Origin of the sequence: Natrarchaeobius versutus, assembly GCF_041205745.1 — an archaeon.
Classification (GTDB): domain Archaea; phylum Halobacteriota; class Halobacteria; order Halobacteriales; family Natrialbaceae; genus Natrarchaeobius; species Natrarchaeobius versutus.
Window position 1 is genome coordinate 1,039,437 of sequence record NZ_JBGFCC010000001.1, and the last position, 14,676, is coordinate 1,054,112.

Annotated in this window: 8 protein-coding genes; 4 read left to right on the top strand and 4 right to left on the bottom strand. The window is 64.5% G+C overall.

The genetic code is table 11. The features are described from left to right. Window positions 1-20 precede the first annotated feature (20 nt). A complete protein-coding gene (locus AB7C87_RS04995; RefSeq protein ID WP_369728295.1) occupies window positions 21-431 on the top strand; it encodes an HIT family protein in 411 nt (136 codons plus the stop codon). Between the two features lie 51 nt (window positions 432-482). Here the strand turns inward: AB7C87_RS04995 and trpB are convergent, their stop codons facing one another. Next, complete coding sequence (gene trpB, locus AB7C87_RS05000) at window positions 483-1,634, bottom strand: tryptophan synthase subunit beta (protein ID WP_369728296.1); 1,152 nt, start codon at window positions 1,632-1,634, stop codon at window positions 483-485. A 486-nt stretch (window positions 1,635-2,120) separates the two neighbouring features. Here trpB and AB7C87_RS05005 point away from each other — a divergent pair, with 486 nt between their 5' ends. Continuing rightward, complete coding sequence (locus AB7C87_RS05005) at window positions 2,121-3,476, top strand: hypothetical protein (protein ID WP_369728297.1); 1,356 nt, start codon at window positions 2,121-2,123, stop codon at window positions 3,474-3,476. A gap of 305 nt (window positions 3,477-3,781) precedes the next feature. Here the strand turns inward: AB7C87_RS05005 and AB7C87_RS05010 are convergent, their stop codons facing one another. From AB7C87_RS05010 to proS, 3 genes are all read right to left on the bottom strand, one after another. Then, window positions 3,782-4,165 (bottom strand): HIT family protein, encoded by a 384-nt coding sequence (locus AB7C87_RS05010; RefSeq protein ID WP_369728298.1) that lies wholly within the window; start codon window positions 4,163-4,165, stop codon window positions 3,782-3,784. Window positions 4,166-4,368: 203 nt separating this feature from the next. Then, complete coding sequence (gene gltB, locus AB7C87_RS05015) at window positions 4,369-8,946, bottom strand: glutamate synthase large subunit (RefSeq protein WP_369728299.1); 4,578 nt, start codon at window positions 8,944-8,946, stop codon at window positions 4,369-4,371. A gap of 704 nt (window positions 8,947-9,650) precedes the next feature. Beyond that, complete coding sequence (proS, locus tag AB7C87_RS05020) at window positions 9,651-11,138, bottom strand: proline--tRNA ligase (protein ID WP_369728300.1); 1,488 nt, start codon at window positions 11,136-11,138, stop codon at window positions 9,651-9,653. Window positions 11,139-11,316: 178 nt separating this feature from the next. Here proS and AB7C87_RS05025 point away from each other — a divergent pair, with 178 nt between their 5' ends. Continuing rightward, window positions 11,317-12,324, top strand: a complete 1,008-nt coding sequence (locus AB7C87_RS05025; RefSeq protein WP_369728301.1) for a quinone oxidoreductase family protein — start codon at window positions 11,317-11,319, stop codon at window positions 12,322-12,324. Between the two features lie 182 nt (window positions 12,325-12,506). Beyond that, window positions 12,507-14,672 (top strand): RICIN domain-containing protein, encoded by a 2,166-nt coding sequence (locus tag AB7C87_RS05030; protein WP_369728302.1) that lies wholly within the window; start codon window positions 12,507-12,509, stop codon window positions 14,670-14,672. The last annotated feature ends 4 nt before the right edge of the window (window positions 14,673-14,676 follow it).

Consider the following 14,676-nt stretch of genomic DNA (forward strand, 5'->3'; position numbering starts at 1 on the left):
GTTCGAGGGAAGTGTTCGGTATGGACGACGACTGTCCGTTCTGTCGAATCGCCGCCGGCGACGGGCCGGATCACGTGCTCTACGAGGACGAGCGGACCGTGGCGTTCTTCGATCGGCGGCCGGCCGCGACCGGGCACACGCTGGTCGTTCCGCGCGATCACGTAGAGGAACTCCTGGCGAGCGACGCCGAAACCGCCGACGCGGTGTTCCGAACGGTCGATGCGGTCTCGGCGGCGCTCGAGAGGGCGTTCGAGCCAGACGGGTTCAGCCTCTTTCACACCAGCGGGCCGCTGATCGGCACCGTCGACCACGCACACGTTCACCTGATTCCGAGGTTCGACGAGGACGACGTCTCGCTGTCGCTGCCGCGGGGCCGTCTCGCGGCCGACGAGGGGAACGAACTCGCTGCTCGAGTTCGAGAGTGGTTGTAAGCCCGCCTATGCCGTCGTCCGCCAGGCTGGCTATTGGGCGCGTGACCGGGATCAGAGCTCGAACTTCGTCGCCGCGGTCTCCATATCTTTGTCCCCTCGCCCAGAGAGGTTCACGAGGATGGTGTCGTGGTCGCCGTTCTCGGCCAGCTGGATCGCTCGAGCGATCCCGTGACTGGACTCGAGTGCGGGGATGATCCCCTCGGTTTCGCTTAGTTCCCGGAAGGCGGCGAGGGCCTCCTCGTCGGTGACGCCGGTGTACTCACAGCGACCGACTGCGCGGTACATGGCGTGTTCGGGGCCGACACCTGGGTAGTCGAGACCGGCCGATACCGAGTGGACCTCGACGTCGTCGTCGATGACTCGCGTCTTCATGCCGTGGATGACGTCGTCCGTTCCGCTCGCAAGCGGCGCGGCGTGGCGCTTCGACTCGGCACCTTCGCCGCCGCCTTCCGCGCCGAAAAAGTCGACGTCGTCCTCGCGAAACGCGTGAAAGAGGCCAATCGCGTTCGAGCCGCCGCCGACGCAGGCGACGGCCGCGTCGGGAAGGTCGCCCGTCCGCTCGCGGAACTGCTCGCGGGCTTCCCGGCCGATGACCGACTGGAAGTTTCTGACCATCCGCGGGAACGGGTCGGGGCCGACGACGCTTCCCACCAGATAGTGCGTGTCGTCGACGTTCTGTGCGAAGTCCTCGAGTGCGGCGTCGACGGCGTCGGCGAGCCCCTGCCCGCCACTAGTCACCTCGTTGACTTCGGCCCCCATCAGGCGCATCCTGAAGACGTTCATCTCCTGGCGCTCGACGTCTTTCTTGCCCATGTAGATCTCCGTCTCGAGACCGAGCAGGGCACCGACCATCGCAGTCGCAGTCCCGTGTTGGCCCGCGCCCGTCTCGGCGATGAGTCGGTTCCGGCCCGCCCGTTTCGCCAGCAACGCCTGCCCGAGACAGTTGTTGATCTTGTGGGCGCCGCCGTGGAGCAGATCTTCGCGCTTCAAGTAGATGTCGGCGCCGTAGCGGTCGCTCAGGTTACTCGCGTAATACAGCGGGGTCGGCCGGCCGGCGAACTCCTCCAGGTGGGTCCGGAACTCGGTCTCGAACGCGTCGGTCGTCCCGACCTCGTCGTACGCTGTTGCGAGCTCGTCGAGTGGCCCCTCGAGCGGATCTGGTACGTGTCTACCGCCGTACTCCTCGAACTCTCCGTCGGACATACGCCAGTTTGGTTTCTGGCTCACGCTAAAGTATGTTGCGTGTGAACGCTTCAGATCAGGTAGTGTGAGATCCCGGCAAGGGCCCATTACCGATCGAAGCCGTCGGTTTCGCGAAGCTTGCGACGTGTCTGGCCGTTCGGCCACGAAAATCGAAGACGTTCTGACGGCCCGAGGCGCTGGCCTGCATTTTTTCGAGACCATGGTTCGTCGTGCGCGCTCACTCACGCTCTGGATTTAACTGCTGGTTCGCCATAGGCCGCCCCGAAGGGCAGTATCGAACCGACTCGACGAGACGATCGATCGACCGACCACTCCAGACCACCATGAACGACCGAAACGAAGAGCGACGACGCGGGCGGAGTACAGAACGTCGAAGACGGGGGCGAGAGGACGACGAATTCGACCGGGAGCCCGCGACGGACCAGTACGAACGGGACCCGGAACGAGAATCCGACACCAGCAACGGTCGCCAGGAGTCGCATCGAAGTGGGTTCGAAACGGACGCTCGAGAGGTGGCGAACCTCGAGTACGGCGGCCAAGCCCGTCGAGAGCCGTCGCGCCGGGAAGGCGACGCCGGATACGCAAACCGGCGCGAGCGCCAGGAGCCCCGAAGTGACGAGTCGCGTAGACGACACCAAGGCGGTCACGACCGCCCCGAAGGGGGCCGCAACCGGGAGAACCGCGGACGGGAGCGACACGCCGACGCCCCCCAATACCGGGATCGATCCGACTGGAACCAGCAGTTCGACGCCGGCAGACGCCCCGAAGAGATCGGGCGGAGGCGCGAGGAACCGAGTGGACACCGTCGGGAGTCCGGAGAGTATCGCGAGGAATCCGGGCAGTACCGCGACGACCGAGGTGAACGGTCACGGGATGAGCGACGAGAGCACCCTCGAGGACGACGAGAACAGGGCGATCGACAGGATCGGGATCGACGCGGACGCGAAGGGGCGCAGCCGCCTCGAGAGCGCGGGAGTCGCGGTGGCGGTCAGCCCCGAAGTCGCGACCGCGGCGGAGACGAACGACGGCGAGAGGGATGGGAACAGCGTGACGAAGGGCGCGGACAGCGGGGCCAAGCCCACGACCAACAGCGGGGCGAAAGCCACGACCAACAACGAGGGCGAGGCCGCGAGGATCAGCGCGGTCGACGAGAGGGACGACGGTTCCAGAACGAATCGGACCAGCGCGGTGACGGATCCGACCGCGGCGGCGACCGATACGAACAGGAACAACCGTCGTACGGTCGCCACCAGCGCGGAGAAGGCTACCAGGAACCGGAAGGCCGAGGTCGAGAAGAGATGGGCAGACGAGACTCGGACGAACACCGGCGACGAGGACAGGACGAACACCGGCAACGAGGACAGCAACGGGACGATCGACGCGAGTACGGTCGTGGCGACGACCGTGGCGCCCGGCGGGAAGAAACGGGGAGACGCGGACAGCGCCGGCGCGAGTCGGACCGGCGCGGAGACGAGTCACAGAGACGCCGTTCTGACCCCGATCGCTTCGATCGGGATCGACGGGAATACCGGGCCGACCGCGGCGAACAGCGCGGACACAGAGCCGACCACGACGAACAGCGCGGACACAGAGCCGACCACGACGAACGCGGATCGCCCAGGTCGACTGGTCGAAACGATCCCGGTCGCCGGGACGAGCGCCCCCGTCAGCGGCGCGACGAGGCGTACACTCGAGCAGGACGCATCGAATCCGAAGACGACTCCGGTGGCGGATTCCGCCACCAGCAACGGGGTCGTCGAGCCGAACACGGCGACTGGACCGAGGGGACCGACCAGGAAGAACGCCGAACGGGCGGGAAACGACGGAGTGACGAGGAGATGAGCAATCGACGTCACGTCCACGAGCAGACGCATCCGGACGATCGGGACCGGCGAGCGGACACGGAGGGGACTCGCCGCGACCGTCGCTGACGCCCCGTTCGGATCCCCAGTCGCTGGGTCGGGATGCTCGAGTCGTGCGCCCCTCGAGCCGCCGCGAGTCGAGTAGAAAGAAGCGGCCACCAGCATAATTATCAAAACTACATCTATGACTAATTTTTGATGTTACTGTCGTTTTGCGATTCCGAACCGAGACCTCCTCGAGCCATGGAAACGCCGACGAATCACCGTGTCTGACGTCGAATCGTATTAGTACGTCCGTTTCTCGGAGATAGCCCCGCGAACGCCGCCGGTCGGGCTGTCAACGTCTCCCTCGTAGCGCGGAATGATGTACCAGTAGAGGTGGGGAATCGTCTGTCCCGCTTCCGGGCCGTTGTTCACGCCGACGGTGGTCGAATCGGGTTCGTATCGATCGTTCACGGCCTCGAGAGTCGTCTTCAAGAACTCGAACATCCCTTCGTCGGACGCGTTCTCGAGGTACTGTACGTGGTCTTTCGGAACGACGAGTGCGTGTCCCTCGTTGACCGGGTAGGCGTCGACAAAACAGAGGTGCGCCTCGGACTCGAGGAGAACGTCGGCCTCACGCTCGCCAGCGATGATCTCATAGAATACGCATTCGTCCGATTTGGCCATTCAGCCACGTTTCCTGCGGGGATCGATAGCGACCGTGTAGAACAGTTCAAAATCAGACAGCTACCGGTGTTGGACAATGTACGGACACATCAATATGACGTTTAGTTCATCCGCAGAACACGGCGAGTCCGACGATCGTCAAACGCCGGATCGAAGGTAACCGTCGGCCTCAGACGGTCTGTTGTAAATCGTTGCAGTTCGTCTCAGTCGTCGCTCGCCGCGAAGTTCGTCGACTCGGCCTCGAGTTCCGCTTCTGCCGAGCCGGGGAGTTCGCCCCGAACGTCGTCGGATCCCTGTTCGGTGATCGCCTCGTAGTAGGCGTCGGGCATGACCTTCACGAAGGCCTCGAGCGCCCGTTCCCAGTTCTCGAGGAGACGCTGACCGCGGTCGGATCCGGTGTAGGCGACGTGGTTCTCGACGAGACGCCGAAGCATCTGCTCGTCTTTTTCCTCTAACTCGTCGTGGAGCGAGACCATCTCGGCGTTGGCACGCGCTTCGAACTCGTCTTCGGGGTCGTAGACGTACGCGACGCCGCCGCTCATTCCTGCGGCGAAGTTCTTGCCCGTTTCCCCGAGGACGGCGACGACGCCGCCGGTCATGTACTCACAGCCGTGATCGCCGACGCCTTCGACGACGGCTTTCGCGCCGGAGTTTCGGACCGCAAATCGCTCGCCAGCGACGCCGTTGACGTACAGTTGTCCGCCGGTCGCGCCGTAGAGGGCGACGTTTCCGATGGCAATGTTCTCGGTCGGATCGTACGTCGCGGCCTCGGGCGTCCGGATCGTGAGTTTGCCCCCTGAGAGTCCCTTACCGACGTAGTCGTTCGCGCTCCCGTCTAAGTGCATCGAGACGCCGCTTGCGAGGAACGCACCGAAGCTCTGTCCGGCGGTTCCCTCGAGGTCGACAGCGATCGTGTCTTCGGGCAGTCCCGGCTCGCCGTACCGGCTGGTGATCTGGTTCGAGAGCATCGCGCCGACGGTTCGGTCGACGTTCGTCACGTCGGCCGAGAGCGCGACCGGCTCCTGGCGCTCGATAGCGTCAGCCGCCGCCTCGATCAGGTCCCGATCGAGTTGGTCCTCGAGTTCGTGGTCCTGTTCGCGGATCTTCCGGCGGACCTCGCTTCCGGGGTCTGCAAGCACATCCGAGAGGTCGACGGTTCGCGCCTTCGGATGGTCGACGTCGTCTCGTTGTGCCAGGACGTCGACGCGACCGACCATCTCGTCGACCGTCTCGAAGCCGAGTTCGGCCATGATCTCGCGCAGTTCCTGTGCGATGAACGTCATGTAGTTGATGACGTGTTCGGGCTCGCCGGGGAATCGCTTCCGGAGATCCTCGCGCTGGGTGGCGACGCCGACCGGACAGGTATTCTTGTGACACTGACGGGCCATCACACAGCCTTCGGCGACGAGGCTCGCGGTTCCGAAGATGTACTCCTCGGCGCCGAGCAACGCGGCGACGGCGACGTCGCGACCGGTCTTCATCCCGCCGTCGGTCGAGACGCGGATGCGGTCGCGTAGACCGGTCTGACAGAGCATCTGGTTGGCCTCGGCGAGGCCGAGTTCCCAGGGAAGCCCCGCGCTCTTGATCGACGTCCGGGGCGAAGCGCCGGTGCCGCCGGAGTGACCCGAGATGTGGACGACGTCGGCGTTTGCCTTCGCGACGCCCGCCGCGATCGTGCCGATCCCCGCCTCGGAGACGAGTTTGACGTTGATGTCTGCTTCCTCGTTCGCGGCTTTGAGGTCGAAGATCAGCTGTTTTAAGTCCTCGATCGAGTAGATGTCGTGGAGCGGCGGTGGGGAGATGAGACCGACGCCGGGCGTCGACTTCCGGACGTGGGCGATCATCTCGTTGACCTTCGAGCCGGGGAGGTGGCCGCCCTCGCCGGGCTTCGAGCCCTGAGCCATCTTGATCTGGAGTTCGTCCGCACTCGAGAGATACGTCGAGGTGACGCCGAATCGGCCGGATGCGACCTGTTTGACGTTACACTCCCTCTCGGTGCCGAAGCGCTCGGGTGGCTCGCCACCTTCGCCCGAGTTCGACTTCCCCCCGATGCGGTTCATCGCGACCGAGTTGTTCTCGTGGGCTTCGGGCGAGAGCGAGCCAAGCGACATCGCCGCCGTCGAGAATCGCCGAACGATTTCCTCGATCGGCTCGACGTCCGCTACCGGGATCGACTCGCGCTCGGAGTCGAACTCGAGCAGGCCGCGAAGGGTCTGGAGGTTCTGTTGTTGTTCGTTGATCTGTTCGGCGAACTCGCCGTAGCGTTCGTAGTCGTTCGACCGGACCGCCTGCTGAAGCGCGCCGACCGTCGCCGGGTTCCACTGATGGTGGATGCCGTCGGAGCGGTGTTCGAACTCGCCGTATCGCTCGAGATCCGGTTCGTCGTCGCCGAAGGCGCTCTCGTGGCGCTCGCGGACGTCCGCCTCGATTTCGGCGAGGCCGATCCCCTCGGTTCGGTTCTCGGTTCCCTCGAAGTACTCCGCGACGAGATCGGAGTCGAGCCCGACCGCCTCGAAGATCTGGGCGCCCTGGTAGCTCTCGACCGTCGAGATACCCATCTTGGCCATGATCTTCAACAGACCGTCCTCGAGGGCGCCGACGTAGGCGTCGATGGCGACCTCGGTGTCGGCACCGTCGGGACCGGCCGTGATGTCCTCGATCGTCTGGTAGGCGAGATACGGGTTGACCGCACCGGCACCGTAGCCGACCAACGTCGCGAAGTGGTGGACGGTACGCGGGTCCGCGGATTCGACGACCAGGCCGACGTGGTTGCGCAGGCCGTTGCGCACGAGGTGGTGGTGGACGCCGCCGGTCGCGAGCAGGCTCGGGATCGCGACGCGGCTCTCGTCGACGTCGCGATCGGAGAGGACGATGACGTCGTGACCATCGTCTTCGATCGCGGAAACGACGTCCTCGCGGACGCGTTCGAGTGCGGTTTCGAGGTTCGGACCCGGCTCGTCGCTCGTCGGCTCGTAGGTGATGTCGATCGTCGCGGCCGTGATACCGTTTTCCGAGCAGTCCCGAACCGCCTCGAGTTGGGCGTCGGTCAGGATGGGCGACTCGAGGACGAGCTGGCGGGCGTGTTCGGGCGATTCGTCGAGGAGGTTGCGCTGGTGGCCGAGCCGGGACTCCATCGAGGTGACGAGCTCCTCGCGGATGTAGTCCAGCGGCGGGTTGGTAACCTGGGCGAACAGCTGTTTGAAGTACGAAAATAGCGGGCGGTTGAACTCGGTCAGGACCGAAAGCGGCGTGTCGTCGCCCATCGAGCCGACCGGGTCCTTGCCCTTCTGGGTCATCGGTTCGATCAGGTTCTCGAGTTCGTCGTGGGTGTAACCGAACGAGGTCTGCTGATCGCGAAGCCCGGAGACGGGCCGTCGAGGCGCGCTCTCATCGGTCGTCATCACGTCCTCGAGTCGAACCTGCTCCTCGGCGACCCACTCGCCGTAGCGGTCGTCGGTGAGGTCGTCGAAGACCTCGTCGTCCGGGATGACGCGACCCTCGTTCGGATCGGCGAGAAACAGCTGACCAGGCTGGAGGCGACCGCGCTCGTCGATCTCCTCGGGCGGCGTCTCGAGCGCGCCGGCCTCGCTGGCCATGACGAGTTGGTTGTCGGTGGTCACGTCGTACCGGCAGGGGCGCAGACCGTTGCGGTCGAGTACCGCGCCGACGCGCTCGCCGTCGGTCGCCGCGACGAGTGCGGGACCGTCCCACGGCTCGACGAGCGACGCGTGGAAGTCATACCAGTCCTTGCGGTCGGGATCCATCGCGTCGTCCCCGCGCCACGCCTCGGGAACGAGCATCCGCAGGGCGTGTTCTAAGTCGCGGCCGTCCTGCATCAGGAGCTCGAGGGCGTTGTCGACGCTCGCGGTGTCTGACTGTTCGGGATCGTTGATGACCGGCTTGACGGCGTTGACGTCTTCTAAAACGTCGCTCTCGAGGTCCGTCTCGCGGGCACGCATCCAGTTGATGTTACCCTGGATGGTGTTGAACTCGCCGTTGTGGATGATGTTCCGGTAGGGGTGTGCGAGGTGCCAGGCGCCCAGCGTGTTCGTCGAGAACCGCTCGTGGACCATCACGAAGTTCGAGTCGATCCGTTCGTCGGTCAGATCCGGGTAGTAAGAGGGCACCTGAACGCCCTTGAGCAGTCCCTTGTAGACGACGGTTTCCGAATCGAGCGAGACGACGTAGAAGCGCTCCGCGCCGTCGACGCTCTCCGTATCGGAGTCGCTTCGAGCGCGTTTCTCGACGGCGTTCTCGAGCGCTCGACGGGCAACGTAGAGTCGGCGGTCGAACGCGTCTCCTTCGACGTCGTCGACGGGCGCGACGAACGCCTGGTGAACGTCGGGTTCGGAGTCGACAGCCGTCTCGCCCAAATCGTCGTTGTTCGTCGGGACCGATCGCCACGCGAGCACCTCGAGATCGTAGCGCTCGAGCGTCTCTTCGACGACGGCGACGAGCTCCTCGCGAGCGTCGTCGTCCTGTGGGAAGAAGAGAGAACCGACCGCGTACGTCTCGGGGAGATCAGTCTCGAGAGTCTCTCGGAAGAACTCATCCGGAATCTGAAGCAAAATCCCTGCGCCGTCGCCGGTGTCTTTCTCCGCGCCGGTCGTTCCGCGATGCTCGAGATTTTCGAGTAACTCGAGACCGTCGGCGACGACGTCGTGGCTCGTCTCTCCGTCGAGGTCCATGACGACGCCGACACCGCAGTTCGATCGAGAGTCCGTCGGGTCCGCAAGTCCCTGCTGGCGCTCGGCGGATAGCGAGCAGTGTGGCTGTGACATACACACCGGTAGCGAGAACACCTATAAGAGACTACTCCATAATCACTAAATGTATTATAGACACATATAATCCGATTTAAGGTGTACTGTTTCCCTCGAATGTACCGGGACGAACGTGATGAATCGATCAGTTCGCGCCGCCGAATCGAGTGTGTACACCGTCGGAATCCGCTCGCCTCCACGCGATCGACGGAACTGTCTCATACGGATTACTGTAACGATTTGCCGGCGTAACCGCCGCCCCGGTCGCGGTTGCGCCGGAAATGACTGACAGTAAACCGTATCAGTCGTCGAAATGATCTACTTGCTGAAGTCCACCCTCGAGTAACGACGAGAGGGCCGAATCGACCGTTTTGGCGGTCCCCTCACTCGGGCCGGATTGGCCCAGCGAGGGTCAGAAGTGTCAGAGGCACGTAGTGTTCACGGCGAGGTGAACACCACAGATTATATTCTCGAAGGGGTGGCAAGGAATCTTTGGTTAAAGGGTTAGGTTTGGGTGTCGACCACACGCACGCTCTCGAGGCCGAAACGGACCGTCTCGAGTGGTCGACCAACCGAGCGAATCGAACGATCGTCGGGGGCGAAAACGAAGTTCGTGACGGTTCCGAGCGTGAACCGAGACCGAGCGAGCCGGCGTGAACCGAAACTAAAACCGAGTCCGAGTGGGCCCGAAACCGAGAGCGAGTGGGCCGGCGCGGGCTCCGTCAGTAGCTCTTGGCGAAGTACGCGAGTTGGTCGGCGGGCTCTCCACAGACCGCACACGTTGCGTCCTCGTCGTCGGGTGCTTTCGGGACTCCCGCGGTCGTTCCACCCTGGTCTTCGAGCGGTTGCATCACGATTTCGGCGGAGACTTTCTCCTTGATCGCCTCCTCACAGGCCGGGTCGCCACACCACGGCACCTTGACGTAGCCGCCGTGTTTGCCGATCGTTCCCATGATCTCCTCGGGGCTTTCGGCCTCGCGGATATTGGACGCTAAGTTCTCGGCCGCCGTCTCGTAGAGTTTGTCGTAGATCGTCTCGAGGTGGGTATCGACGGCGTCGACGATTTCCTCGCGTTTTTCGACCGACTCCTCGTTGTCAGGCCGGTGGACGAGCGTGACCTCCTCGTCTTCGACCTCGTAGGGGCCGATCTCGAGGCGAAGCGGCACGCCGTTGAGTTCGTGTTCGTTGAACTTGAAGCCGGGATTGCGCTCGTCGCGGTCGTCGAGTTCGACGCGAACGCCGGCCGTCTCGAGTTCGTCGGCGATAGACCGGGAGTACTCGAGGACCTCGTCTTTGGTGTCTTCTTGCCAGATGGGGACGATGACGACCTGCGTGGGAGCGATCGTCGGCGGGAGCACGAGCCCCTGATCGTCGGAGTGAGTCATGACGAGCGCGCCGAGTGCGCGCCAAGAGAGCCCCCAGGAGGTGGTGTACGCGGTCCGGTCTCGTTCGTCCTCGTCGACGAACGTGATGTCGAACGCCTCGGCGAAGCTCTGGCCGAGGTGGTGGCTCGTCCCGCCCTGGACGGACTTGCCGTCGGGCATCAACGCCTCGACTGTGGTCGTCGTGTCCGCGCCGGGGAACTTGTCGTGGTCGGGTTTCTTCCCGCGCAAGACGGGAATCGCGAGTACCTCCTCGTAGACGCGTTCGTACTGCGAGAGGCGCGTCCAGACCTCCTCCCAGGCGCTCTCGTCGGTCGCGTGGGCGGTGTGGCCTTCCTGCCACATGAACTCTTTCGTCCGGAAGAACGGCTTCGTCTCGGTGGCCTCCCAGCGTACCACGGAACACCACTGGTTGAGTCGCAAGGGGAGGTCCCGGTGGCTCCGCGTCCAGTCGGCCATGAAGGGTGCGATGATCGATTCGCTGGTCGGGCGCACGGCGAGGCGCTCTTCCAGTTCGTCGTGGCCGCCCTGGGTGACCCACGCGACCTCGGGGTCGAACCCTTCGACGATGTCCTTCTCGCGCTCCAAGAACGATTCCGGGATAAACATCGGGAAGTAGACGTTGTCGACGCCGGTCTGTTTGAACCAGCCGTCGAGTGACTCCTGGATGCGCTCCCAGAGGGCGTACCCTCGAGGCTTCGTGACGATGAAGCCGCCCATCGGCGCGTAGTCCGCGAGGCCGGCCTTCTGGACGACTTCGGCGTACCACTCGCCGGGCTTGTGCGATTTCGACTCGGTGATTCCGAGTTCCTGGCTCTCGTCGCTCATTGTCTCGACAGTCAGTCAGCGCAGTCTTAAACCATGCGAACGACGGACGACGGCGCGTTCCCGCAGTGACCGGCGAACCCGTCTTCGCGTACTCACTCACAGCACTTCTCCCCCCGCGACGACCGTCGTCCCCGGCCGATCGCCGACTTTTATGCCGATCGGTAACGCCCGTCGTCGTATGCGAGCCATCGAAGTTCAGGCCTACGGCGACAGCGATCGACTCGAGGCCGTCGACGCGCCGGTTCCGGAACCGGACGCTGACGAGGTTCGAATCGACGTCGAGGCGGCCGGCATCAACTTCGCGGACGTCATGCAACGGCGCGGGCAGTATCCAGGCGGTCCCGAACCGCCGTACGTTCCGGGGATGGAAATCGCAGGGACGGTCGACGTGATCGGGGAGAGCGCGAACGGCGCGAGCGGCGATGAGTCGCAAGCTGGCACCGACCTTGAGGAGGGCGACCGGGTCGTCGCGATGGTCGACCGCGGCGGCTACGCGGAGTACGCGACCGCGAACGTCCAATCACTGTTCCCGATCCCCGAAGGGGTGGCGTTTACGGAAGCCGCCGGTTTCCCCATCCAGTTTCTGACGGCACACTCCTGTCTGTTCGGGTGGGTCGACCTCGAGGCCGACGAAACGGTGTTGATCCAGGCCGCGGCGGGCGGCGTCGGGACGGCCGCCGTTCAACTCGCGTCGAACGCCGACGCGGAGGTGTTCGGAACCGCGAGCGCCGCGGAAAAACTCGACCTCGCCGCCGACCTCGGCTGTGATCACCCAATCAACTACGAGGAGGCGGACTTTCGCGAGATCGTCGAGGAAGAGACGGGCGGCGACGGCGTCGATCTCGTCTTGGAGAGCGTCGGCGGCGACGTCTTCGATCGAAGCCTCGACGCGATGGCCCACTTCGGCCGGATGGTCACCTACGGCATCGCGAGCGGCGACCCGGCCGCGGCCGAGAACCGCCGACTCCTCTTCGAGAACAAGACCGTCACGGGCTTTCACCTCGGCCAGGCGGTCGCTCGCGATCCCGGGCGGATCATGGAGGCAGTGCCCGAACTGACGGCGGGACTGACGAACGGAGACCTCGAGGTCATCGTGGGAGAGACGTTCGCGCTCGAGGACGCCACCGACGCCCACCAGTACGTCGAGTCCCGGGAGAGTTCGGGGAAAGTCGTCCTGCGGGCGTAGCCGTCGGCCCCGGGTCCGACCCGTCCGGAGATTCGTGTCGGTACACGTTTCGATCAGCAAGCGGTACGCTCGACCCGTTCGAACCTCGGTTTCCGTCGACCATCACCGATCGAGGACACAGTTACGAAAGCTCGTAAAAAGTGTGATGAATTATTACGTAGTATCTTTTCTAGTCAGTTGCCATGGGAGACAACCACAGGCTCGATAGGACGGACGTACTCGATCGACGAAGCTTCGTGAAAGCAAGCGCGGCCCTCGGCGCAGTTGTCGCCACCGGGGCAAGCATTTCGAGCCCCGTCGGCGCACTCGAGTGCGAGGCCGACGTCGACGGTGAACCGGTCATCTATCAGTACTTTCACACCGAGTGGACCGAGGTCGAGGCGAGCGTCGACCTGCTCGATGAAGCGGGCGTCACCGCGGTCTGGCTCCCCCAGCCCGCACTCGGCAAACTCGACTGGGACGATCTCGCGTCCGACGGTGAGTATGGATTCTACGACGACGAACGCTCGCCGTTCGGGTGGCGTGATCCCCACCCGCCGATCGGCTACCAGCCCGTCGACCTTCGCGAGTTCGACTCGGCGCTCGGTACCGAGGCTGAACTCGAGTCGCTGATCGAGACGCTTCACGACCGCGGGATCGACGTCGTCCTCGATACGGTCTTGAATCACGTGGCCAACCCCGATGCGCCCGAAGAGCCGTGGGGCGGCGAACTCGAGTGGCCCCAATTCGAGACGGAAGAACACTTCACCGTCGTCCCCTACCACGATTACCGCGGCGAGATCAGGGATCCCCAGTACGACGAACCCCTGCTTTCGTTGCCGAACCTCGATACGCTCCACCCCGAGGTCCAGGCGGCCCACGTCGATTACCTGACGAAGATCGCCGATCTCGGCGCGGACGGCGTCAGGTTCGACGCCGCCGCCCACGTCTGGCCCGAGTACTTCGAGGAGATCATCAATCCGCTCTGTGACGACCTTGGCCTCTGGCGGGTCGGCGAGGTCTGGGACGAGAGCGATCCGGGATCGCTCCTCGAGTACGTCGACACCGGCATGGACGTCTACGACTTCCCGCTGTACGCGACGCTTTCGGACGCGATCGAGAGCGGCGATCTCAGCGGACTTCACGCCGACAGCGGTGCCGGCGTCGTCCACGAGGATCCGGACGCCGCCGTCACGTTCGTCCAGAACCACGACACCGTCGGCCCCGGCGTCGAACCGGACCAACCCGAGGGCCACGAAGTCGATCTCGCGAACGCGTTCGTCCTCTCCTACCCCGGCACGCCACACCTCTATCGCTCCGGCGTTCGTGGCGACGGTCCGACCGACCTCGAGGACGCCGACCTGCAGACGCTCGTCTGGGTCAAGACGAACCTCGCCTCGGGTGCGTTGATCGACCGCTACGCCGGCACCGAGACGTACGTCTACGAACGCGAGGAGAATCTGCTCGCGGGCATCTCCGTCGCCGACTCGGATCGAACCCTCGAGGTCGAGACGTCCTGGAGCGACGTCGTCCTCACCGACCATACCGACCACGGCGACGACCTCGAGGTCGGCGAGGACAGAACGGTCGAACTGACGGTGCCGGCAGAGGGGTGGGTGATGTACGCGCCGGACGACGGCGCGACCCCGCCGGAGCCCGAACCGTCGATCGGATTCGCCGACCCCACCGTCTCCGTCGCGGAAGGTGAGACCGTCGACGCCGACGTTACGGCGAGTGCGGGCGAGGAGGCGCTCTCGAGTGACGTCGAACTCAGCCTCGAGGGCGAGCCAGAGGCGTCGGTACACGTCGATCTCGAACCAGAGGAGTCGACGACGGTTTCACTTCCGGTCGAGTCCGCCGACCTCGCCGTCGGCGAGTACGACCTCGCGGTGACGTTCGCCGGTCAAGAGGACGAGGCGACGCTCGTCGTCGAAGACGACTCCGCCCTCGAGGGGACGTACGTCATCGAAAACGCTCTGAGCGGCAAGGTCCTCGACGTCGAGGGGATCGAGAACGAAGACGACGGCGCGAACGTCCAACAGTGGACGGACGCAGGCGGCGACGACCAGCGGTGGGAAATCACCGAGGACGGCGACGCGTTCGTCGTCGAGAACGGGGCAACCGGAAAGGTCCTCGAGGTCGCCGACTTCGGAACCGAGGACGGCGAGAACGTACAGCAGTGGGAAGACGCCGGCGAGGACAGCCAACGCTGGCAGATCAGCGAGCATGGAGAGTCCTACGTCCTCACGAACGTCCTGAGCGGGAACGTCCTCGAGGTCGCCGACTTCGGGACCCACGACGGCGCGAACGTACGGCAGTGGGAAGACGTCGGCGAGGACAGCCAGCGCTGGTACCTAAACGACACCTGAGACG

Excerpts from the sequence above, each read along its gene's own strand:
- AB7C87_RS05030 (WP_369728302.1), top strand. The coding sequence starts at position 12,507 with ATGGGAGACAACCACAGGCTCGATAGGACGGACGTACTCGATCGACGA.
- gltB (WP_369728299.1), bottom strand. The coding sequence starts at position 8,946 with ATGTCACAGCCACACTGCTCGCTATCCGCCGAGCGCCAGCAGGGACTT.
- proS (WP_369728300.1), bottom strand. The coding sequence starts at position 11,138 with ATGAGCGACGAGAGCCAGGAACTCGGAATCACCGAGTCGAAATCGCAC.
- AB7C87_RS05010 (WP_369728298.1), bottom strand. The coding sequence starts at position 4,165 with ATGGCCAAATCGGACGAATGCGTATTCTATGAGATCATCGCTGGCGAG.
- AB7C87_RS04995 (WP_369728295.1), top strand. The coding sequence starts at position 21 with ATGGACGACGACTGTCCGTTCTGTCGAATCGCCGCCGGCGACGGGCCG.
- AB7C87_RS05025 (WP_369728301.1), top strand. The coding sequence starts at position 11,317 with ATGCGAGCCATCGAAGTTCAGGCCTACGGCGACAGCGATCGACTCGAG.
- trpB (WP_369728296.1), bottom strand. The coding sequence starts at position 1,634 with ATGTCCGACGGAGAGTTCGAGGAGTACGGCGGTAGACACGTACCAGAT.